The organism is Microbacterium sp. T3-8 (assembly GCF_055398145.1).
In genome coordinates this window covers 2,377,656-2,399,648 of sequence record NZ_AP027918.1, presented here as the reverse complement: position 1 = coordinate 2,399,648, position 21,993 = coordinate 2,377,656, and the positions used below count along the sequence as shown (strand labels likewise).

Sequence of the window (21,993 nt, the reverse complement as noted above, 5' to 3'; positions counted from 1 at the left end):
GTTCGGAAGGTGAAGGCGGCGCGGATGGATGCTGCGGGCGAAGAACTCGCCGATCGGATTCGCGCGATCGTCGCGCCCGCATCCGGCATCGAGGAGCGGAGGATGTTCGGGACCCGAGCATTCCTGCTCGATGGCCGGATCCTCGCGGGGGCCCGGCCGGGAGGCGTGCTGCTGATCAAGGTCGCAGCCGAAGACGAGGCAGTGCTACTCCTGCGCGAGGGAGCCGAGCGCGCCGTGATGGGCCCGCGGACCATGAGCGCGCGATGGATCGACGTCGCCCCATCCGCGATCGCCGACGATGACGGACTGCTGTTCTGGATCGATGCGGCGCGGGCCGGAGCCGACTGAGGCGCGTCGACCGTTCGCGCCGGCCGCAGGCGCTTCCTCGGCTCAGGGGCAGTGGATGAGGGGCTTGGGTCCGGACCGGTCGATTTCGTGCGCCGTCATCGGCGCTCCGCACAGGGGGCACGCGCGCTCGGCGCGCTCTGCGGCGCTCGGCGGGGGCGTCTTCTCGTAGGGGCCGACGGACGCCGGTCCGGCGAAGCGGATGAGGTTGGTGTTCACCCAGGCGTACAGCCCTCCCGCCTCGCGAATGCGCGTGCGCAGGGGAGCCCGTTCCGGATCATGTGCCATGTTGATTAGTGTACTAACGATTAGGGCAGTTGTATAGTTGGCCGGATGAACGCATCCGACGAACTCCTCCGGCTCGAGAACCAGCTGTGCTTCGCGCTGGTGACCGCGGCGCGCAACGTCGTGGCGATCTACCGACCGATCCTCGAGCCGCTGGGGCTGACACACCCGCAGTACCTGGTGATGCTGGCGCTCTGGGAACGATCGCCTCGCACCCTGAACGATCTCGCCGCCGATCTCGCGATGGAGCCGGCCACGGCGTCGCCGCTGGTCAAGCGACTGGAGTCCGACGGGCTCGTCGCGCGGGAGCGCAGCGCGGAGGACGAGCGGCGTCTCGACATCACCCTCACCGATGCGGGGCGCGCTCTGCGCGAGCGGGCGCTGGAGGTGCCGCCGCAGGTGATGTCCGCGGTCGGGATGGACGTGCACGAAGTGTCGGCGCTCCGTGACGGGCTGGGGCCGTTCGCGGGGCGGCGCCTCGGAGGCGCCTGAGCATCCAGGCCCTGCGGAGCCAATGTCGGTGGCCCCTCGTAGACTTGTCCGGTGCCTATCGTCCCCGTCGCCACCCCCGGAAAACTCAGTGTTCGCGGTTCCCGCGTGCACAATCTCAAGAACGTCGACATCGACATTCCCCGTGACTCGCTCGTCGTGTTCACCGGCCTGTCCGGGTCCGGCAAGTCCAGTCTCGCGTTCGACACGATCTTCGCAGAGGGGCAGCGCCGTTACGTCGAGTCGTTGAGCGCCTACGCGCGCCAGTTCCTCGGTCAGGTCGACAGGCCCGACGTCGATTTCATCGAGGGGCTGAGTCCGGCGGTGTCGATCGACCAGAAGTCGACCAACCGGAACCCGCGCTCGACGGTCGGCACGATCACCGAGATCTACGACTACATGCGACTGCTCTGGGCGCGCATCGGCATTCCTCACTGCCCCGAGTGCGGCGAGAAGATCCAGCGGCAGACCGTGCAGCAGATCGCCGATCAGCTCATGGAGCTGCCCGAGCGTACCCGCTACCAGATCGTCGCTCCGATCGTGTCGCAGAAGAAGGGCGAGTTCGTCGACCTCTTCCGCGAGCTCGGCGCCAAGGGATACTCCCGTGCGATCGTCGACGGCGATCTCATCCAGCTCGCCGAGCCGCCCACCCTCAAGAAGAGCTACAAGCACGACATCGCCGTGGTCGTCGACCGCCTCGTCGCGTCGGATGACATCCTCGGGCGCGTGACGGATTCCGTCGAGACGGCTCTGGGCCTTGCCGGAGGCGTCGTCCAGGTCAATTTCGTCGACGAAGAGGGCGACGACGCGTGGCAGTCCTTCTCCGAGAAACTCGCCTGCCCGAACGGGCACCCGCTCAGCCTGACCGAGATCGAGCCCCGCACCTTCTCGTTCAACGCACCGTTCGGCGCGTGCCCCGCGTGCTCCGGTCTAGGTACGCGCATGTCGGTCGATGTCGACCTGATGCTCGGCGACGAGGATCTCTCGATCCGCGAAGGCGTCATCATCCCCTGGACGACGCAGGGCAAGGGTCTCTTCCAGTACTACGAGCGTCTGCTCGAAGGCCTGTCCCGCGATCTCGACTTCTCGCTCGACACCCCCTGGCGCGAGCTCCACTCCGACATACAGGACGCGGTGCTGCGCGGCGAGAACTACAAGGTCACCGTCAAGTGGAAGAACCGGTACGGGCGCGAGATGCGGTACGCCTCCGGGTTCGAGGGCGTCGTCCCTTACATCGAGCGGCAGTACCTGCAGGCCGAGTCCGACACGCAGCGCGGTCGGTGGGGCGAGTACCTCCGCGAGGTGCCGTGCCCCGTCTGCGACGGCGATCGCTTGAAGCCGGAGGTCCTCGCGGTCCAGGTGCAGGGCCACTCCATCGCCGAGGTCTCGCACCTCAGCCTGAGCGATGCGCAGTCCTTCATGCAGACGCTGACCCTCACGGAGCGAGAGGCGAAGATCGCCGCTCAGGTCCTGCGCGAGATCCGTCTGCGACTCGATTTCCTGCTTCAGGTGGGGCTCTCGTACCTCAACCTGAGCAGGTCCGCCGGCTCTCTCTCCGGCGGTGAGGCGCAGCGCATCCGGTTGGCGACGCAGATCGGATCGGGTCTGACCGGTGTGCTCTACGTGCTCGACGAGCCGTCCATCGGTCTCCACCAGCGCGACAACCGGCGTCTGATCAACACCCTGCTCAAGCTGCGCGACCTGGGCAACACGCTCATCGTGGTGGAGCACGATGAGGAGACGATCGAGGCGGCCGACTGGGTGGTCGACATCGGCCCGGGAGCCGGTGTCAACGGTGGCGAGGTCGTGCACTCGGGTCCCTATGAGGCTCTGCTCGACGACCGATCGTCGATGACGGGGGAGTACCTCTCCGGTCGTCGTGAGATCCCGACACCGACCAAGCGGCGCAAACTCGACCGCAAGCGCATGCTCAACGTGATCGGGGCTCGCGAGAACAACCTCAAGAACGTCGATGCGAGCTTCCCGCTGGGTGTCCTCACGGCTGTCACCGGCGTCAGCGGCTCGGGCAAGTCGTCGCTGGTCAACGACATCCTCTACCAGGTGCTCGCGTCCCGGCTGAACGGTGCCCGCACCGTGCCCGGCAAGCACACCCGCGTGACCGGTCTCGACAATCTCGACAAGGTGGTGCATGTCGATCAGGCACCGATCGGACGCACGCCGCGCTCGAACCCGGCGACCTACACGGGTGTGTTCGACCGCATCCGTTCGCTCTTCAGCGAGACCCCCGAGGCCAAGGTGCGCGGCTACCAGCCGGGTCGCTTCAGCTTCAACGTCAAGGGCGGCCGCTGCGAGGCGTGCTCCGGTGACGGCACGATCAAGATCGAGATGAACTTCCTCCCCGACGTGTACGTGGACTGCGAGGTGTGCCACGGCAAGCGGTACAACCGCGACACGCTCGCCGTGCACTACAAGGGGAAGAACATCGCCGAGGTCCTCGAGATGCCGATCGAAGAGGCCGCGGAGTTCTTCGAGCCCATCCAGGCGATCCACCGCTACATGAAGACCTTGGTCGACGTGGGACTCGGATACGTGCGCCTGGGCCAGTCGGCCACGACGCTCTCGGGCGGAGAGGCGCAGCGCGTGAAACTCGCCACCGAGCTCCAGCGTCGCAGCAACGGTCGAAGCATCTACGTGCTCGACGAGCCGACCACCGGTCTGCACTTCGAAGACGTGCGCAAGCTCCTCGAGGTGCTGAACGGACTCGTCGACAAGGGCAACACCGTGATCGTCATCGAGCACAACCTCGACGTCATCAAGTCCGCCGACTGGGTCATCGACCTCGGTCCCGAGGGTGGTTCCGGCGGTGGCGAGATCCTGGCGACGGGCACCCCGGAGCAGATCGCCCGGGTGGAGGAGAGTCACACCGGGCAGTTCCTCGCCGAGATCCTCGGGGATGGACGCGCCGCGCGCAAGGCCAGCTGATGGCCGATGTGCTTCCGTACAAGCCGCGGCCGGGAGAGATCCCGACCGATCCCGGTGTGTACCGTTTCCGTGACGCTGATGGGCGGGTGCTCTACGTCGGGAAGGCGAAGAACCTCCGCCAGCGGCTCTCGAACTACTTCGCGCCGTTGCGCACGCTCCATGAGCGCACACGGCGCATGGTCACGACCGCCTCCTCGGTCGAATGGACGGTCGTCTCGACCGATGTCGACTCGCTGCAGCTCGAGTACATGTGGATCAAGGAGTTCGATCCGCCGTTCAACGTCCGCTACAAGGACGACAAGTCCTACCCGTTCATGGCGGTGACCCTCGGCGACGAGGCGCCGCGCGTGCTCGTCACCCGAAATCGCAGGATTCCGGGGGCGCGGTACTTCGGCCCGTATCCGAAGGTCTGGGCGGTGCACGAGACGATCGACCTGATGATCAAGGCGTTTCCGATCCGAACCTGCAGCGACGCGAGTTACAAGCGCGCCATGCAGACGGGACGCCCCTGTTTCCCCGGGCAGATCGGCAAGTGCGGCGGGCCGTGCTCGATGACGGTGACCATCGAGGAGCACCGCGCGATGGTGAACGACTTCGTGGCGTTCATGGCTGGAGGCGACGAGCGATTCACTCGCGACCTCCGCAAGCGGATGCTCGACGCCTCCGCGGCCATGGACTACGAAGCGGCGGCCAAGTACCGCGACAAGCTCTCCGCGATCGAGGCGGTGCTCGGGAAGAGCGCCCTCGTGCTGGCATCCGATGAGGACGCCGACCTCTTCGGCATCGCCGAGGACGAGCTCGCCGCGGCGGTTCAGCACTTCGTGATCCGTGGGGGTCGTGTGCGCGGCGTCCGGGCGATGACGATCGAGAAGGAGATCGACATCTCGGGTGCCGAGTTGGTCGATCAGGTGCTCCAGCGCGCCTACGGGGATGCCGCCGACGTGCCACGGCGGATCCTGGTGCCCTCGCTGCCGGATGACGCACCCGAGATGGAGGAATGGCTCCGCGAGCGTCGCGGCAAGAAGGTCGAGATCGCCGTCGCCCAGCGTGGCCAGCGCGCGGATCTCATGCGCACCGCCACGCTGAACGCGCAGCAAGCCCTCATCCGCTACAAGACGCGGCGCACCAGCGACTACGTGGCCCGAACACAGGCGCTCACCGACCTGCAGGAAGCTCTCGGCATGGACGAGGCTCCGCTGCGCATCGAGTGCTTCGACATCTCGCATCTGGGCGGGACGAACGTCGTAGCCTCGATGGTGGTCTTCGAAGACGGCCTCCCGCGCAAGGACCAGTACCGCTCCTTCGGCATCGCCGAGACCACGGACGACACCGATTCGATGTACCAGGTCCTGCGCCGTCGGCTGGCGTATCTCGACCGCCCGGACCCGGTCGTCGTGAGCGACCCGCTGCTCGACGGGGTGGAGGGAGAGGCCGAGGGCGAGCCTGGCCGCAAGAAGCCTCGCTTCGCCTATCGGCCGCAGTTGCTCCTCGTCGACGGCGGCAAACCCCAAGTCGAAGCGGCCGCGCGTGCCCTGCGCGACGCGGGGCACCCGGAGATCAGCGTGTGCGGCATCGCGAAGCGCCTCGAGGAGGTCTGGCTTCCCGGCGAGGATTTCCCCGTGATCCTCCCGCGCACGAGCGAGGCGCTCTACCTGCTCCAGCGCCTGCGCGACGAGGCGCATCGGTTCGCGATCGTCCATCAGCGCAAGAAGCGCCGCAACGACATCACCACGGTGCTCGCCGAGGTCCCGGGGCTCGGCGCCGCTCGCATCAAGGTGCTGCTCAAGCACTTCGGATCCGTGACGGCCCTGCGGGCGGCCGAGCCGGGACAGATCGAAGAGGTGCAGGGCATCGGACCGGTGCTGGCGCAGAACATCCACACGCACCTCGCCACTCGATAGGCTGGTGTCCCAGGCGAAAGGGATGAGCGAGAGATGACCGAGTCCGAGAAGGGCGAGTTCCTCATCGTCACAGGTATGTCCGGTGCAGGCCGGACGACGGTGGCGAACGCCCTCGAAGACCTCGGCTGGTATGTCGTCGACAATCTCCCGCCGCAGATCCTCCGACCGCTGATCGACCTCACCGACATGGGCGGGGATGCCCTGCCCAAGGTCGCAGCCGTCGTCGACGTTCGCGGACGTAGCCTCTTCGACGACTTCCCGGAGGTCGCGCGCCTGCTCCGCTCGCGCGGCTCCGTGCGGGTGCTGTTCCTCGAAGCGTCCGATGACGTGCTCGTCCGGCGCTTCGAAGCCGTCCGCCGGCCGCACCCGCTCCAGAACGACGGCACGCTCCTCGACGGCATCCGGCGCGAACGCGCCCGACTCGCGCCGATCCACGAGTCTGCCGACATGGTGATCGATACCTCGACACTGAACATCCACCAGTTGGCGACACAGGTCTCGGAGCTGTTCTCCGAAGAGGGGCAGGCTCGTCATCGCGTGACGCTGCTCAGTTTCGGGTTCAAGTACGGCCTGCCGACCGACGTCGATCTCGTGGCCGATATGCGATTCCTGCCGAACCCGTTCTGGAACGAGGAGTTGCGCGGTCTCACCGGGCAGGACGAGCCCGTGCGCGAGTACGTGCTGTCTCGCGAGGGGGCGGGGGAGTTCCTCGAGGCCTACGCTGCGGCTCTCACTCCGGTGCTCGAGGGGTATCAGCGCGAGAACAAGAGCCACTCCACCATCGCGATCGGCTGTACCGGAGGCAAGCACCGCTCCGTCGCCATGTCGGAGGAGCTCGCTCGGCGTCTCGCGGCGATCCCCGGGGTGGCCGTCAACGTCCGTCATCGCGACCTCGGGCGCGAGTAGGGGAGCGCCCAGCCGGTAAGCTGGACGTTTGCGTCGCGACCCGACGCGTGAACGTAGAAGGAGCCCCGTGGCACTCACCACCGACGTCAAGGCCGAGCTGGTCAGCATCCGAAATGCACCCCCGACGGTGCGAGTCGCGGAGGTGACCGCCATCCTGCGGTTCGCCGGCGGCCTGCACTCGATCGCCGGCCGGGTGGCCGTCGAAGCGGAAGTGGATGCCGAGACCCTCGCGCGTCGCGTGGCCCGGGATCTCGCTGAGATCTACGGTGTTCGTCCCGAGATCGCCCAGGTGCAGTCCAGCACCGCCAATGAGGGCGCCCGATGGGCCGTGCGCGTCATCGACTCGGGGGAGACCCTCGCCCGTCAGACCGGTCTCCTGGACCAGCGTCGTCGTCCGGTGCGTGGACTCCCGAACCGCCTGACCACCGGTTCGCGCTCGGAGCTCGCCGGTCTCTGGCGCGGGGCGTTCCTCGCCGCCGGCTCGCTCAGCGAACCCGGCCGCTCCGCCATGCTCGAAGTCGTCTGCCCGTCGTCGGAGGCCGCGATGGCGCTCGTCGGTGCCGCGCATCGCCTGGGCGTCGCCGCGAAGGCCCGTGAAGTCCGCGGAATGCCGCGCGTGGTCGTGCGCGAGGGCGAGGCGATCCGTGCCATCCTCAGCGAGATGGGTGCCCACCGCACCGCGGTGGCCTGGGAGGAACTGCGCCAGCGCCGCGAGGTGCGCGCCGGCGTCAACCGTCTCGTCAACTTCGACGACGCGAACCTGCGTCGTTCGGCGCAGGCCGCCGTCGCCGCCTGCGCGCGCGTCGAGCGCGCGCTCCAGATCCTCGCCGACGAGGTCCCCGATCACCTCCGCGTGGCGGGGGAGCTGCGTCTCGCACACCGCGATGCGAGTCTCGACGAACTCGGACACCATGCCGATCCGCCGCTGACGAAGGATGCCGTCGCCGGTCGCATCCGTCGTCTTCTGGCGATGGCCGACAAGAAGGCGCAGCACGACGGGATCCCCGGGACCGAGGCGGCGGTGCCCGCCGGGCTCGACGTCTGACCCGTTCCTCGCACACAAGAGAGCCGGCCCTGTCAAGGGTCGGCTCTCTTCGTCATTCAGCGGAAGGATCCGATGCCGTCGGGCGTTGGCGTCAGTAGGATGAGTTACGTCCGCTCCTCGCCGCATCTCGGCGGCGCGGAGGATCGGCAAGCGCCGCGGCGCGGCGCGGATTGGATGAAAGCGATATGGCGACCTACACGCTCCCCGACCTCCCCTACGACTTCGCAGCTCTCGAGCCGCACATCAGTGGAAAGATCATGGAGCTGCACCATGACAAGCACCACCAGGCGTACGTGACCGGTGCGAACACCGCGCTCGAGCAGCTCGCCGAGGCGCGCGACAGCGGAAACCTCGCGAACGTCAACAAGCTCGAGAAGGACCTCGCGTTCAACCTCGGTGGGCACGTCAACCACTCGATCTTCTGGACCAACCTCTCGCCGAACGGTGGCGGCCAGCCCGAGGGCGAGCTGAAGGCTGCGATCGACGACTACTTCGGTTCGTTCGAGAAGTTCCAGGCTCACTTCACGGCGGCGGCCACCGGCATCCAGGGTTCCGGCTGGGCCGTGCTGAGCTGGGACCCGATCGGCGCCCGCCTGATCATCCAGCAGCTGTTCGACCAGCAGGCGAACACCGCGCAGGGCACCGTGCCGCTGTTCCAGCTCGACATGTGGGAGCACGCCTTCTACCTCGACTACCTCAACGTGAAGGCCGACTACGTCAAGGCCGCGTGGAACATCGCCAACTGGGAGAACGTCGCCCAGCGCTTCGAGGTGGCCCGCGAGAAGACCGCTGGCCTGCTGGTACTGTCGTAAACAAGACGGGCGTCCCGACGGACGATTCGCCCGTCGGGACGCCGTTGTCCACGCTTCTCTAGTAGAAACCGCGCGCAAGCGCACGAGAAAATCAGGAGACCTGAGTGTCTGTCAAGATCGGTATCAACGGCTTCGGCCGTATCGGACGCAACTACTTCCGCGCGGCTCTCGCGCAGGGAGCAGACATCGAAATCGTCGCGGTCAACGACCTCACCGACAACAAGACCCTGGCGCACCTGCTGAAGTACGACTCGATCACCGGTCGCCTCGACGCCGAGGTGAGCTACGACGAGAACAGCATCACCGTCAACGGCAACGTCATCAAGGCTTTCGCCGAGCGCGACCCCGCCAACCTCCCGTGGGGCGAGCTGGGTGTCGACATCGTCATCGAGTCGACCGGCTTCTTCACCAAGGCGGAGCTCGCGAAGAAGCACATCGACGCCGGCGCCAAGAAGGTTCTCATCTCGGCTCCCGCCACGGGCGACGACGCGACCATCGTGATGGGCGTGAACGAGGACACCTACAACCCGGCGACCGACCACATCATCTCGAACGCCTCCTGCACCACGAACTGCCTCGCGCCGCTCGCCAAGGTGTTCAACGACGCGTTCGGCATCGAGACCGGCCTCATGACGACGGTCCACGCCTACACGGCCGACCAGAACCTGCAGGACGGCCCGCACAGCGACCTGCGCCGTGCTCGCGCGGCAGCGATCAACATCGTCCCGACCTCCACGGGTGCGGCGAAGGCCATCGGCCTGGTCCTCCCGGAGCTCAAGGGCAAGCTCGACGGCTTCGCGCTGCGCGTGCCGGTGCCGACCGGCTCGATCACCGACCTCACGATCACGACCAAGACCCCGGTCACGGTCGACGAGATCAAGGCCGCGTACAAGGCTGCCGCCGAGGGCCCCCTCAAGGGCATCCTCAAGTACACGGAGGACGAGATCGTCTCGAGCGACATCGTCACCGACCCGCACTCGTCGATCTTCGACGCCGGCCTGCTCCGCGTCATCGGCAACCAGGTCAAGCTCTCCAGCTGGTACGACAACGAGTGGGGCTACTCCAACCGTCTCGTCGACCTGACCGAGTACGTGGCAGAGCGTCTCTGAGCATCGCCCCATGACTCTGCGCACCCTGGACTCACTGGGTTCGCTCGAGGGCAAGCGCGTCATCGTCCGTTGTGACCTGAACGTCCCCCTGCGGGACGGGGTCATAACGGACGATGGCCGTGTACGCGCCTCGTTGCCGACCCTCAACGCCCTCATCAACGCCGGCGCCCGCGTCGTCGTGTGCTCGCACCTCGGACGCCCCGACGGCGCGCCCGACCCCCAGTACAGCCTCGAGCCGGTCGCTCAGCGACTGTCCGAGCTGCTCGGCAAGCCGGTCGCCTTCGCGCGTGACACGGTCGGCGAGTCCGCGAAGGATGCCGTGGAGTCGCTCGAGAACGGCGACGTCGTCGTGATCGAGAACCTGCGTTTCAACCCGGGGGAGACCTCGAAGGACGACGCGACCCGTGCTGCGTTCGCGGCCGAGCTGGCGGAGCTGGGCGACGTCCTCGTCTCCGACGGCTTCGGTGTCGTGCACCGCAAGCAGGCGAGCGTCTACGACCTCGCAGAGATCCTGCCCTCGGCCGCCGGTCTGCTGATCGCGACCGAGCTCGACGTGCTCGATCGCCTCACGGAAAACCCCGAGCGCCCGTACGCGGTCGTGCTCGGCGGGTCGAAGGTCAGCGACAAGCTGGGCGTCATCTCGCACCTGCTGCCGCGCGTCGATCGGATCCTCGTCGGTGGCGGCATGCTGTTCACCTTCCTCAAGGCGCAGGGCCACGACGTGGCCTCGAGTCTTCTGGAAGAAGATCAGCTCGATACCGTGCGCGGCTACATCGCGGAGGCCGAGAAGCGCGGCGTGGAGCTCGTGCTCCCGACCGACGTGGTCGTGGCTGCCTCGTTCTCCGCAGACGCGGCGCACGAGATCACGGCCGCCGATGCGATCGAGTCGACGGCGTTCGGTTCGTCGGGCATCGGCCTCGACATCGGTCCCGAGACCGCTGCACGGTTCGCGGAGGTCATCCGGGGATCGAAGACGGTGTTCTGGAACGGCCCGATGGGCGTGTTCGAGTTCCCCGCTTTCGCGAACGGTACGAAGACCGTCGCGCAGGCGTTGACCGAGGTGGACGGGCTCAGCGTGGTCGGTGGGGGAGACTCCGCCGCGGCCGTGCGGCAGCTCGGATTCGCCGATGACCGCTTCGGCCACATCTCGACCGGCGGCGGCGCCAGCCTCGAGTTCCTCGAGGGAAAGAAACTACCCGGCCTGGAGGTGCTCGGATGGGCCTGAACGCCCGTACCCCGCTGATCGCGGGAAACTGGAAGATGAACCTCGACCACCTGCAGGCGGTCGCGTTCGTGCAGAAGCTGCACTGGACGCTGAAGGATGCCAAGCACGAGGATGGCTCCGTGGAGGTCGCGGTGTTCCCGCCCTTTACCGACATCCGCAGCGTGCAGACGCTGATCGACGCCGACAAGATCCCGTTCGCCCTGGGCGCGCAGGACGTCTCGGCGCACGACTCGGGTGCGTACACCGGTGAGATCTCCGGTGCGTTCCTCGCCAAGCTGGATGCGAAGTACGTCATCCTCGGCCACTCGGAGCGTCGTGAGTACCACGCTGAGACCGACGAGGTCGTCGCGGCCAAGGTGCAGGCGACGCTCAAGCACGGTCTCGTGCCGGTGATCTGCGTCGGCGAGACCGCGGAGGACCTCGAGAAGTTCGGGGCCAGCGCCGTTCCGGCCGGTCAGCTCGAGGTCGCGCTGCAGAACGTGCCGGCATCCGCCGACATCGTCGTGGCATATGAGCCCGTCTGGGCCATCGGCTCCGGACAGGCCGCGACGCCGCAGCAGGCGCAGGATGTCTGCGCCGCGCTGCGCGGTGTCGTCGCGAAGGTCCTCGGCGACGATGCGGCCGCCCGCACGCGCATCCTCTACGGCGGTTCGGTGAAGTCCGCGAACATCGCGAGCTTCATGCGCGAGCCCGACGTCGATGGTGCACTGGTCGGCGGCGCGAGCCTCGTCGTGGACGAGTTCGCTGCGATCATCCGCTTCGAGAAGCACGTCGGAGTGTGAGTGCAGCGGGGCTTCGGCCCCGCTGCACCGTATACTTGACCGTTACGGGGGCACTCCTGCCCCAGCGAAAGGCTCTTTCTCGTGGCAATTCTCGAGTTCGTCCTGCAGGTCGTGCTGGGCATCACCAGCGTTCTGCTGACCCTTCTCATCCTTCTTCACAAGGGTCGCGGTGGCGGCCTCTCCGACATGTTCGGGGGAGGGATGTCCTCGGCTGTCGGCTCGTCCGGTCTCGCCGAGCGCAACCTGAACCGCTTCACGGTCGTTCTGGCATTGGCCTGGTTCGTGGCGATCGTCGCGCTGGGACTCATCACGAAGTTCGAGGTGATCTGATGGCTACCGGTGGCAACGCCATTCGTGGCACCCGCGTCGGCTCCGGCCCCATGGGCGAGCAGGACCACGGTTACCACGCCGACCGCATCGCGGTCTCGTACTGGGACGGCCTCGGCAACGAGACGGTTCGCTACTTCGCGGCAGGCCTGCCCGAAGAGGAGATTCCCGACACGATCGATCACCCGCAGTCCGGTCTGCCGGCCGGTCGCGATCGTGAGAACCCGCCTGCGCTGGCGAAGACGGAGCCGTACAAGACGCACCTCGCGTACGTGAAGGAGCGTCGCACCGACGAGGAGGCCGTCCAGCTCCTCGACGATGCGCTCACTCAGCTGCGCGAGCGTCGCGGGCAGTAGTTCCGCAGACAGACATCACGAAGCCCCCGCGATCGAATCGCGGGGGCTTCGTCGTCCGGCCCGCGCCGCGGCGTCAGCGGCAACCGGCGGCCGCGGCGATGTAGCTCTCCGGCGGGTAGCCGTAGGCCCAGACGCCGTTCGCATCATCGGAGAATCCCATGCTGATCGCCCAGGCGGTCGCCCACTTCTCGATGCTGTCCTGGGTGGAGGAGTCGTACATGTCCTCGCACTTCACGCTGATCGCGTGGCCGACCTCATGCGCGACGAGCGCCTTGCTCCGATCGGCAGGCCACTGCTCGGCGACCGAGTTCGACAGCAGGATCACGGAGCGGTCGGGCTCGTCCCACCACCAGGTCGTGTAGCCGCCCATGCTCCCGTTGTCGCCCGCACCGTTCACGATCGGGGCCCAGTCGAACTCAAGCAGCACGCCCGGGGCGAGCGAACGAGCGAACGCCTCGATCTCGAGCCGGGCGCCGAGCAGCGGGCCGGCCTTCTCCGCCATCTCCGCATCCTGAGAGACGACAACCTGGGCGGCGGACGCCTGGAGTGCGGTGAAGCGAGCCACGGCATCCTCGTCGAGCGTCGTGAGCGGGGCGATGTCCTCGGCGGCCGCGCGCATCGAGATGATGTCGAGGTTCTTCGCGGAGAGGTGCGCGGCTTCGAAAGCGGGAACGGCGGCGGCGGCACCGGTGACGATCGTGCTGGCGGCGTCGACCATCGCGGCGTCGGCCTGTTCCACCACGGGGAGCTGCGCGTCGAGGTCGGTCAGGAGTGCGTCGGCGTCGTCGGCCTGGGCATCGAGAAGATCCGCGGTGCCGAACAGCTCCCAGAACCACCCCGGCTTCTCACCGAGTCGCGGCGGGTCCTGCGCCGTCAGCTCCTGGGCGGTCGCGGTCTCGTCCTTCGCGTCGGCGATCGCCGTGGTGAGATCGTCGAGCGGGATGCCGTCCATCAACACGCCGGTGTCGGCAGCGACCAGCTGATCGGCGGAGGTGGTGGTCGCGGTCAGCCCGTCGACACCGGAGTCGAGCGCCGTGCGGGCGGAGATCGTGTCGGTGCGGATCGCCTGGTACGAATCGGCCGCATCATCGAAGCGGAGATTGGCGCCGATGTGAACCGTCGTGAACGCCCCGACGGCGAGGGCTGCTCCGACGATTCCGAAGACGAGGGCCTTCGGCGCGGAGCGGCGGCGACGGACGACCGCCTCGGTTCCGCCGGAGAACCGGAACGGGAGATGGTGGTGGCCGTTCAGGGGGACAAGCCCGTTCGGAGGTCGATTCCCGTCGCTCACCGGCATCCCCCTCGTCGTGGCACCACGTGGATATGCCCTCGAGTCTAGGAGATGCCGCGGACGACGAAGGCCCTCGTCTCGCGACGAGGGCCTTCGTGATGTGGAGGGGCTGACGGGAATCGAACCCGCATCATTAGTTTGGAAGACTAAGGCTTTACCACTAAGCTACAGCCCCGGAAAACGAGCCCGGAAGCTCGGTTGCCGACTCATCGACTATACCGGACTCTGAGGCATGCTCCTGTCCGTTAGACTCGGTGGGGCTGAATCTGCGTGCGGATTCCCCGGGGCGTAGCTCAGTTTGGTAGAGCGCCCGCTTTGGGAGCGGGAGGTCGCAGGTTCAACTCCTGTCGCCCCGACACGGCCCCCAAGGCTCACGGCCGCGGTGCACCGCGGAAATCACAAGGAGACACACAAGCATGGCGAACAGCACCGTCGAGAAGCTGACCCCGACCCGGGTCAAGCTCACCATCACGGTCACCCCGGACGACCTCAAGCCGAGCATCGCTCACGCCTACGAGCACATCGCTCAGGACGTCCAGATCCCCGGCTTCCGCAAGGGCAAGGTCCCTGCTCCCATCATCGACCAGCGCGTCGGCCGCGGTGCCGTCATCGAGCACGCGGTCAACGAGGGTCTCGACAAGTTCTTCCGCGAGGCGAGCGCCGAGCACAAGCTGCGCATCGTCGGTCGTCCGTCGGCCGACATCACCCAGTGGCCGAGCGAGAAGGACTTCTCCGGCGACCTGCTCGTCGACGTCGAGGTCGACGTGCGCCCCGAGATCGAACTCCCCTCCTACGAGGGCATCACCCTCACGGTCGACGCTGTCGAGGCGGATGACGCCGCTCTCGATGCCGAGCTCGAGAACATGCGCGCGCGTTTCGGCACGCTGGTCCCCGTGGACCGCCCCGCAGCGAAGGGCGACTTCGTCGAGCTCGACCTGGTCGCCACCATCGACGGCGCCGAGATCGACCGCGCCGAGGGCGTGTCCTACGAGGTCGGCTCGGGCGAGCTGCTCGAGGGCATCGACGACGCGATCGAGTCGCTCACCGCCGGTGAGGACACCACCTTCCGTTCGGCTCTCGTGGGCGGCGACCACGCCGGTTCCGAGGCAGAGGTCGCCGTGACCGTCAAGGCTGTCAAGGAGCGCGAGCTCCCCGAGGCCGACGACGACTTCGCGCAGATCGCGAGCGAGTTCGACACGATCGCCGAGCTGCGTGCCAGCCTCGCCGAGCGCGTGTCGCAGCAGGGCGTCTTCACCCAGGGGTCGGCCGCGCGCGACAAGCTCGTCGAGACGCTGCTCGAGCAGATCGAGATCCCGGTTCCGCCGCAGCTCATCGAGGACGAGGTGCATAACCACCTCGAGGGCGAGAACCGCCTCGAGGACGACGTCCACCGTGCCGAGGTCACCGAGGCGAGCGAGAAGCAGTTCCGCACGCAGGTGCTGCTCGACACGATCGCCGAGCAGGCCGACGTGCAGGTCTCGCAGGAGGAGCTCAGCCAGTACCTCGTGCAGTCCGCCGCGCAGTACGGCATGGCGCCGCAGGAGTTCGTCGAGGCTCTGCAGTCGTCGAACCAGCTCCCCGCCCTCGTCGGAGAGGTCGCGCGCAACAAGGCGCTGGCGGTCGCCCTGGGCAAGGTCAAGGTCGTCGATACCAACGGCAAGCCGGTCGATCTGTCGGACTTCATCGTGACCGATGACGAGGCAGAGGCGGCGGAGGCCGAGGAGGCCCCCGCCGAGAAGAAGGCTCCGGCCAAGAAGGCTGCGGCGAAGAAGGCTCCCGCCAAGAAGGCGGCCGATGCCGACGCCGACGAGAAGCCGGCTGCGAAGAAGCCCGCCGCCAAGAAGGCCCCGGCCAAGAAGGCGGCCGACAAGGCCGAGTGATCTCACGATCACGATGAAAGGGGCGGATGCTGCGGCATCCGCCCCTTTCTCATCAGCGAAGGAGTAACCGATGGATGACTGGGACACGCGGATCGATGCCGTGTGGGCGGACGACGCCCTGACCGATGCGGAGCGAATCACGCGCATCGACGCTCTCGCGGCGGAGCGGAGCGACGACGATGCCCGTGCTCTGTTCGAGCGGGCGGGGGCCCGTGACTCCGCCGGTATCGAGGCGGAGGCCGAGGTGCTCTACCGACGTGCTCTCGCCGAAGGTCTCGACGAGGAGCATCGGCCGCAGGCCGTCATCCAGCTCGCGAGCACGCTGCGGAACCTCGGGCACACCGACGAGGCGCTGGACATGCTCCGGGCCGAGCGGGAGCGAGGCGGCGCGTTCGGCGATGCGGCGTCGGCCTTCTACGCCCTCGCACTGGTGTCGAGCGGCGATCCCGTGCGCGGCGCCGCCATCGCGCTGGAGGCGCTCGCGCCGCACCTGCCGCGGTACACGCGCTCGGTCACCGGATACGCCCGCGAACTGGTCGATCCGCCACGCTGATATGCCGACGGCGAACAACGGCCTGGAGGCTGCGCGGTCGCCGGTAGATTCGAAGCACGAACACGGAAACAGGAGCTGAAATGGCTGCAGAACCCCTTGTCGCGACGAGCGTCTTCGACAGGCTGCTGAAGGATCGCATCATCTGGCTGGGCTCAGAGGTGCGTGACCAGAACGCCAACGAGATCTGCGCGAAGATCCTTCTTCTCGCCGCAGAGGACTCGGAAAAGGACATCTACCTCTACATCAACTCGCCCGGTGGCTCGATCACCGCAGGAATGGCGATCTACGACACGATGCAGTTCGTGCCGAACGACATCGTCACCGTCGGCATCGGCATGGCCGCTTCCATGGGGCAGCTGCTGCTCACCAGCGGCACCAAGGGCAAGCGCTACATCACCCCGAACGCACGTGTGCTGCTGCACCAGCCCCACGGCGGCTTCGGCGGAACCTCGAGCGACATCCAGACCCAGGCGCAGCTCATCCTCTCGATGAAGAAGCGCCTCGCCGAGATCACCGCCGGCCAGACGGGCAAGTCGGTCGAGCAGATCAACGCCGATGGCGACCGGGACCGCTGGTTCACGGCCGAGGAGGCGCTCGAGTACGGCTTCGTCGATCACATCCGCGAGCACGCCAGCGACGTCACCGGTGGCGGCGGCACGGCCGACGACGCCGCGTAATCCGGATTCGAAAGGACACCATGTACACGCCCACTTTCCAATCCGCAGGCAACCTGCCCTCCAGCCGCTACGTGCTCCCGCAGTTCGAGGAGCGCACGGCCTACGGCTTCAAGCGCCAGGACCCGTACAACAAGCTGTTCGAAGATCGCGTGATCTTCCTCGGCGTGCAGGTCGACGACGCATCCGCCGATGACGTGATGGCCCAGCTCCTCGTGCTCGAGAGCCAGGACTCCGAGCGCGACATCACGATGTACATCAACTCGCCCGGTGGCTCGTTCACCGCGATGACGGCGATCTACGACACGATGCAGTACGTCGCGCCGCAGATCCAGACCGTCGTCCTCGGCCAGGCGGCTTCCGCGGCATCCGTGCTGCTCGCGGCCGGCGCGCCGGGCAAGCGTCTCGCGCTTCCGAACGCTCGCGTTCTGATCCACCAGCCCGCGATGGGCGAGGCGGGCCAGGGGCAGGCGTCCGACATCGAGATCCAGGCGGCGGAGATCCTCCGCATGCGCACCTGGCTCGAAGAGACCATGGCGAAGCACACTGGCAAGCCGGTCGAGCAGATCAACCGCGACATCGATCGCGACAACATCCTCTCGGCCGAGCAGGCTCGGGAGTACGGGATCGTCGATCAGGTGCTCACCTCGCGCAAGCGCGCCTGAGTCACTCTCTTCGAAGGGGTGTCGGTCATCTGACCGACACCCCTTCGTCGTACCCGGCAGATGTGCGGACGGATGCCTCTCACTGCTCATATGAGCATGAGCGTGCACCAACGCGGGAAGCGTCGTACGCTGGATCACGGAAGGAGGATGCCGTGGAAGACGAACTGCTCATGGTCCGGGTCGCCGAGCTGTACTACGACGAGGACAAGACGCAAGACGAGATCGGCGGACTCCTCAAGATCTCGCGCTGGAAGGTCGGCCGTCTGCTGACCCAGGCGCGCGAGCGCGGCATCGTCCGCATCGAGATCATCCACCCGCGCGCCCGGCGTCTCGGCCTCGAGCGGGAAGTCGTCGAGCGCTTCGGATTGAGCGACGCGGTCGTGGTGCCCGCCCCCGAGGGCGATGACGGCACGCTGGAACGCGTCGCCCAAGCAGCGGCAGACTTCCTCACCGCGCTCCGTCCCGTTCCCCGCACGCTCGGAGTGAGCTGGGGGCGCACTCTCCGCGCGGTGGCCGAAGCTCTTCCCGACGGGTGGGCGAACGGCGTCACCGTCGTCCAGCTCAACGGGGGAGTGAGCCTGAACCGCCGCTCGGGCGGGGCCGCAGGGCTCGCCGTGACGATCGCGCAGCGCGCGAACGGGCAGGTGTCGCTGCTGCCGAGCCCCGCCATCCTCGAGCGCGTCGAGACCAAACAGGCGATCGAGTCCGATCGCACCGTCGCCGGCATCCTGGAGGAGGCCGCCGACGCGCAGGCCTTCCTGTTCACGGCCGGTCCGTGCGACGCCTCCTCGGCGCACGTCGAGAACGGCTACCTCAGCGCCGAAGACGTCGATGAGCTCGCCCGACGCGGAGCCGTCGGAGACGTGCTCGGCCGCTACGTTGATGCCGAGGGCAACATCGTCGACGCGCAGCTCGACGCCCGTACGGTCGGCGTGAGCCTCGACCGCCTGCGCGGAGCGAAGAAGGCGATCTTCGTCACCGCCGGCCCCGCGAAGCATGACATCGCCCGCACCGTCGTCACCAGCGGCCTGTGCGGGGTACTGGTGACAGATGAGACCACAGCACGAGCATTGTTGGAGGAACGATGACGACCAATGAACTGACCCGCAGAACGGCGGTGGACGTGCTCGGCGGAGATCCCGACGACGCGACGCTCCGCCGCTTCCTGCACGGCCTCCCCGGCGTCGACGCCGTCGGCCTCGAGCAGCGCGCCGCGGGCCTGGGCACGCGATCGATCAAGACGACGTCGAAGGCGTGGGCTCTCGACACGATCATCAAGCTGATCGACCTCACCACTCTCGAGGGGGCCGACACCCCCGGCAAGGTGCGTTCTCTGGTCGCCAAGGCCAAGAACCCGGATGCTGCGGACCCCACGACCCCGAAGGTCGCCGCGGTGTGCGTCTACGGCGACATGGTCGGAGACGCGGTGACCGCACTCGGTGCCCTGCACGGCGATCCCGACGAGGGGCTGATCTCGGTCGCCGCCGTCGCGACGGCGTTCCCGAGCGGCCGTTCGTCGCTCGAGATCAAGCTCGCCGACACGGCCGAGGCCGTCGCCGCCGGAGCCGACGAGATCGACATGGTCATCGACCGGGGAGCATTCCTCTCCGGGCGCTACGGGATCGTGTTCGACCAGATCGCGCGCGTGAAGGAAGCCTGCCGCCGCGAGGACGGCAGCTACGCCTCGCTCAAGGTCATCCTCGAGACCGGTGAGCTGAACACCTACGACAACATCAAGCGGGCGTCGTGGCTCGGCATCCTCGCGGGTGGCGACTTCATCAAAACCTCGACCGGAAAGGTGCAGCCGGCGGCGACTCTCCCGACGACGCTGCTCATGCTCGAGACGGTGCGCGACTGGCACCGCGCGACCGGCGAGAAGATCGGTGTGAAGCCCGCCGGCGGCATCCGCTCCTCGAAGGACGCGATCAAGTATCTCGTCACCGTCGCCGAGACCGTGGGGGAGGAGTGGCTCCAGCCGCACCTGTTCCGCTTCGGCGCCTCGAGCCTCCTCAACGACGTGCTGCTGCAGCGTCAGAAGCTCACCACCGGCCACTACTCCGGCCCCGACTACGTCACGATCGACTGACTGGGATACGCAAAATGTCATTTCTGGAATACGCCCCCGCGCCGGAATCCACGGCGCTGCTGAACCTCAAGGACAGCTACGGCCTCTTCATCGACGGTGAGTTCGTCGACGGATCCGGCAACAGCTTCACCACCATCTCGCCCGCGACCGAGAAGCGCATCGCCGAGATCGCGACCGCGAGCGATGACGACGTCGACCGCGCCGTCGCCGCTGCACGCCGTGCCTACGAGAAGACGTGGTCGCGGATGAGCGGTCGCGACCGCGGCAAGTACCTCTTCCGCATCGCCCGCCTCGTGCAGGAGCGCGCCCGCGAGCTCGCCGTGGCCGAGAGCCTCGACAACGGCAAGCCGATCAAGGAGAGCCGTGACGTCGACGTGCCCCTGGTCGCCGCCTGGTTCTTCTACTACGCCGGGTGGGCCGACAAGCTCGATCACGCCGGCCTCGGCGCGAACCCGCGTGCGCTTGGCGTGGCCGGTCAGGTCATCCCGTGGAACTTCCCGCTGCTGATGCTCGCGTGGAAGCTCGCCCCCGCTCTCGCGGCAGGCAACACGGTCGTGCTGAAGCCCGCCGAGACGACGCCGCTCACCGCGCTGATCTTCGCGGAGATCCTGCAGCAGGCGGACCTGCCCGCCGGTGTCGTCAACATCATCACCGGTGCCGGGCCGACGGGCGCGGCCCTCGTGCGCCACCCCGACGTCGACAAGGTCGCCTTCACCGGTTCGACCGGCGTCGGCCGCGACATCGCGAAGGCGGTGGCCGGCACGAACAAGAAGCTCACGCTCGAACTCGGCGGCAAGGCCGCGAACATCGTGTTCGACGACGCGCCGATCGACCAGGCGGTCGAGGGGATCGTCAACGGCATCTTCTTCAACCAGGGGCACGTGTGCTGCGCCGGAAGCCGCCTGCTCGTGCAGGAGTCGATCCACGACGAGGTCATCGACCGGCTCAAGACGCGCCTGTCGACGCTGCGTCTGGGCGACCCGCTCGACAAGAACACCGACATCGGCGCCATCAACTCCGCAGCCCAGCTGGCACGCATCCGCGAGCTCAGCGACATCGGCGAGGCGGAGGGCGCCGAGCGCTGGACCGCGGACTGCGCGATCCCGGAGAAGGGCTTCTGGTTCGCCCCGACGATCTTCACCGGCGTCGAGGCCTCGCACCGCATCGCGCGTGACGAGGTGTTCGGCCCGGTGCTCTCGGTGCTGACCTTCCGCACGCCGGCCGAGGCGATCGCCAAGGCCAACAACACCCCTTACGGCCTCTCCGCGGGCATCTGGTCGGACAAGGGATCGCGCATCCTCGCCGTCGCCGACCGCCTGCGCGCGGGCGTGGTGTGGGCGAACACGTTCAACCGTTTCGACCCGTCGAGCCCGTTCGGCGGATACAAGGAGTCCGGTTACGGCCGCGAGGGCGGCCGCCAGGGTCTCACCGCCTACCTGAAGGGATCGGCAGCATGAGCAAGCGACTGACCGTGCCGAAGACGTACAAGCTGGCGATCGGCGGCGCCTTCCCGCGCAGCGAGTCGGGACGCACCTACGAGGTCGTCTCACCGAAGGGAGCCTTCCTCGCGAACGCGGCGCAGGGTTCGCGTAAGGACGCCAGGGATGCCGTCGTCGCGGCGCGTTCCGCGGTGAAGGGCTGGTCGGGCGCCACCGCGTACAACCGCGGCCAGGTGCTCTACCGCGTCGCAGAGGTGCTCGAGGGCCGTCGCGCGCAGTTCATCGATGAGATCGTCGCCCAGGAAGGGCTGTCGGCATCGGCCGCAGCCTCGCAGGTCGACGAGGCGATCGACCTCTGGGTCTGGTACGCGGGATGGTGCGACAAGTACGCGCAGGTCGCCGGCAACGCGAACCCCGTGGCGGGTCCGTACTTCAACATCACCGTTCCCGAGCCGACGGGTGTCGTCGCGATCGTCGCACCGCAGGACTCGGCGCTGCTCGGTCTCGTCTCGGTCGTGGCACCGGCGCTCGTCGCGGGCAACACGGTCGTCGTGATCGCGAGTGAGCGGCATCCGCTGTCGGCCATCAGCCTCGCCGAGGTGCTCGCGACCAGCGACGTGCCCGGCGGCGTGGTGAACGTGCTCACCGGCTCGCCGGCCGAGATCGCGCCGTGGCTCGCCTCGCATCAGGACGTGAACGCGCTCGACCTCGCGGGTGCCGGTGCGCTCGAGTGGGTCGACCTGCAGATCGCGGCCGCCGAGACGCTCAAGCGCGTGGTCGCGCCGGGTGAGGTCGTCGCCTCGCCCGAACGCATCGCGGCGTTCACCGAGGTCAAGACCGTGTGGCACACCAAGAGCATGATCTGATCCGACCTGATCCG

22 protein-coding genes and 2 tRNA genes are annotated in these 21,993 nt (G+C 67.5%); 21 read left to right on the top strand and 3 right to left on the bottom strand.

Annotated features, from left to right (window positions below; translation table 11 throughout):
- Positions 1–24 precede the first annotated feature (24 nt).
- Positions 25–348, top strand: a complete 324-nt coding sequence (locus tag ACZ5Y9_RS11500; protein ID WP_247622121.1) for a TfoX/Sxy family protein — start codon at positions 25–27, stop codon at positions 346–348.
- Positions 349–390: 42 nt separating this feature from the next.
- On the opposite strand, the gene ACZ5Y9_RS11495 is transcribed toward ACZ5Y9_RS11500, so the two are convergent.
- Positions 391–633, bottom strand: a complete 243-nt coding sequence (locus ACZ5Y9_RS11495; RefSeq protein WP_247622122.1) for a hypothetical protein — start codon at positions 631–633, stop codon at positions 391–393.
- A gap of 45 nt (positions 634–678) precedes the next feature.
- Between ACZ5Y9_RS11495 and ACZ5Y9_RS11490 the strand changes: the two genes are divergently transcribed.
- The 11 genes from ACZ5Y9_RS11490 to ACZ5Y9_RS11440 all read left to right on the top strand — a co-directional run bounded on the left by ACZ5Y9_RS11490 (position 679) and on the right by ACZ5Y9_RS11440 (position 12,525).
- Positions 679–1,122, top strand: a complete 444-nt coding sequence (locus ACZ5Y9_RS11490; protein WP_247622123.1) for a MarR family winged helix-turn-helix transcriptional regulator — start codon at positions 679–681, stop codon at positions 1,120–1,122.
- A 51-nt stretch (positions 1,123–1,173) separates the two neighbouring features.
- On the top strand, positions 1,174–4,062 hold the full coding sequence (gene uvrA / locus ACZ5Y9_RS11485) for an excinuclease ABC subunit UvrA (RefSeq protein WP_336640128.1): 2,889 nt from the start codon (positions 1,174–1,176) through the stop codon (positions 4,060–4,062).
- A complete protein-coding gene (uvrC, locus tag ACZ5Y9_RS11480) occupies positions 4,062–5,963 on the top strand; it encodes an excinuclease ABC subunit UvrC (protein ID WP_247622125.1) in 1,902 nt (633 codons plus the stop codon). Before uvrA ends, uvrC begins: the two co-directional genes overlap by 1 nt.
- Positions 5,964–5,996: 33 nt before the next feature.
- Entirely contained in the window at positions 5,997–6,869 is an 873-nt protein-coding gene (rapZ, locus tag ACZ5Y9_RS11475; RefSeq protein WP_247622126.1) for an RNase adapter RapZ, read from the top strand.
- 67 nt (positions 6,870–6,936) lie between these two features.
- Complete coding sequence (gene whiA, locus ACZ5Y9_RS11470; RefSeq protein ID WP_247622127.1) at positions 6,937–7,914, top strand: DNA-binding protein WhiA; 978 nt, start codon at positions 6,937–6,939, stop codon at positions 7,912–7,914.
- Positions 7,915–8,099: 185 nt separating this feature from the next.
- Entirely contained in the window at positions 8,100–8,726 is a 627-nt protein-coding gene (locus tag ACZ5Y9_RS11465) for a superoxide dismutase (protein ID WP_464471382.1), read from the top strand.
- Between the two features lie 104 nt (positions 8,727–8,830).
- On the top strand, positions 8,831–9,835 hold the full coding sequence (gene gap / locus ACZ5Y9_RS11460) for a type I glyceraldehyde-3-phosphate dehydrogenase (RefSeq protein ID WP_247622129.1): 1,005 nt from the start codon (positions 8,831–8,833) through the stop codon (positions 9,833–9,835).
- A 10-nt stretch (positions 9,836–9,845) separates the two neighbouring features.
- Positions 9,846–11,060: a phosphoglycerate kinase gene (locus ACZ5Y9_RS11455; protein ID WP_247622130.1), complete on the top strand. Its 1,215-nt coding sequence runs from the start codon at positions 9,846–9,848 to the stop codon at positions 11,058–11,060.
- Positions 11,051–11,842: a triose-phosphate isomerase gene (tpiA, locus tag ACZ5Y9_RS11450; RefSeq protein WP_336640130.1), complete on the top strand. Its 792-nt coding sequence runs from the start codon at positions 11,051–11,053 to the stop codon at positions 11,840–11,842. Before ACZ5Y9_RS11455 ends, tpiA begins: the two co-directional genes overlap by 10 nt.
- An 81-nt stretch (positions 11,843–11,923) precedes the next feature.
- Positions 11,924–12,172 (top strand): preprotein translocase subunit SecG, encoded by a 249-nt coding sequence (gene secG, locus ACZ5Y9_RS11445; protein ID WP_247622132.1) that lies wholly within the window; start codon positions 11,924–11,926, stop codon positions 12,170–12,172.
- Positions 12,172–12,525 carry an RNA polymerase-binding protein RbpA gene (locus ACZ5Y9_RS11440; RefSeq protein WP_247622133.1) on the top strand — a complete coding sequence of 118 codons (354 nt, stop codon included), beginning with the start codon at positions 12,172–12,174 and terminating at the stop codon, positions 12,523–12,525. The genes secG and ACZ5Y9_RS11440 overlap by 1 nt, the downstream gene beginning before the upstream one ends.
- Before the next feature lie 73 nt (positions 12,526–12,598).
- Here the strand turns inward: ACZ5Y9_RS11440 and ACZ5Y9_RS11435 are convergent, their stop codons facing one another.
- On the bottom strand, positions 12,599–13,816 hold the full coding sequence (locus ACZ5Y9_RS11435; RefSeq protein WP_464471381.1) for a hypothetical protein: 1,218 nt from the start codon (positions 13,814–13,816) through the stop codon (positions 12,599–12,601).
- 101 nt (positions 13,817–13,917) lie between these two features.
- Positions 13,918–13,991: transfer RNA gene (locus ACZ5Y9_RS11430), tRNA-Gly, on the bottom strand.
- A gap of 107 nt (positions 13,992–14,098) precedes the next feature.
- Between ACZ5Y9_RS11430 and ACZ5Y9_RS11425 the strand changes: the two genes are divergently transcribed.
- The 9 genes from ACZ5Y9_RS11425 to ACZ5Y9_RS11385 all read left to right on the top strand — a co-directional run bounded on the left by ACZ5Y9_RS11425 (position 14,099) and on the right by ACZ5Y9_RS11385 (position 21,979).
- Positions 14,099–14,172: transfer RNA gene (locus tag ACZ5Y9_RS11425), tRNA-Pro, on the top strand.
- Positions 14,173–14,232: 60 nt separating this feature from the next.
- On the top strand, positions 14,233–15,696 hold the full coding sequence (tig, locus tag ACZ5Y9_RS11420) for a trigger factor (RefSeq protein ID WP_464471380.1): 1,464 nt from the start codon (positions 14,233–14,235) through the stop codon (positions 15,694–15,696).
- Positions 15,697–15,766: 70 nt separating this feature from the next.
- Positions 15,767–16,249 carry a tetratricopeptide repeat protein gene (locus ACZ5Y9_RS11415; RefSeq protein WP_247622136.1) on the top strand — a complete coding sequence of 161 codons (483 nt, stop codon included), beginning with the start codon at positions 15,767–15,769 and terminating at the stop codon, positions 16,247–16,249.
- 80 nt (positions 16,250–16,329) lie between these two features.
- Positions 16,330–16,926, top strand: a complete 597-nt coding sequence (locus ACZ5Y9_RS11410; RefSeq protein WP_247622137.1) for an ATP-dependent Clp protease proteolytic subunit — start codon at positions 16,330–16,332, stop codon at positions 16,924–16,926.
- A gap of 20 nt (positions 16,927–16,946) precedes the next feature.
- Positions 16,947–17,588 carry an ATP-dependent Clp protease proteolytic subunit gene (locus ACZ5Y9_RS11405; RefSeq protein ID WP_247622138.1) on the top strand — a complete coding sequence of 214 codons (642 nt, stop codon included), beginning with the start codon at positions 16,947–16,949 and terminating at the stop codon, positions 17,586–17,588.
- 152 nt (positions 17,589–17,740) lie between these two features.
- Complete coding sequence (locus ACZ5Y9_RS11400; protein WP_464471379.1) at positions 17,741–18,676, top strand: sugar-binding transcriptional regulator; 936 nt, start codon at positions 17,741–17,743, stop codon at positions 18,674–18,676.
- A complete protein-coding gene (deoC, locus tag ACZ5Y9_RS11395) occupies positions 18,673–19,674 on the top strand; it encodes a deoxyribose-phosphate aldolase (RefSeq protein WP_464471378.1) in 1,002 nt (333 codons plus the stop codon). The genes ACZ5Y9_RS11400 and deoC overlap by 4 nt, the downstream gene beginning before the upstream one ends.
- Before the next feature lie 14 nt (positions 19,675–19,688).
- A complete protein-coding gene (locus tag ACZ5Y9_RS11390; RefSeq protein WP_247622141.1) occupies positions 19,689–21,131 on the top strand; it encodes an aldehyde dehydrogenase family protein in 1,443 nt (480 codons plus the stop codon).
- A complete protein-coding gene (locus tag ACZ5Y9_RS11385) occupies positions 21,128–21,979 on the top strand; it encodes an aldehyde dehydrogenase family protein (protein ID WP_247622142.1) in 852 nt (283 codons plus the stop codon). The genes ACZ5Y9_RS11390 and ACZ5Y9_RS11385 overlap by 4 nt, the downstream gene beginning before the upstream one ends.
- The last annotated feature ends 14 nt before the right edge of the window (positions 21,980–21,993 follow it).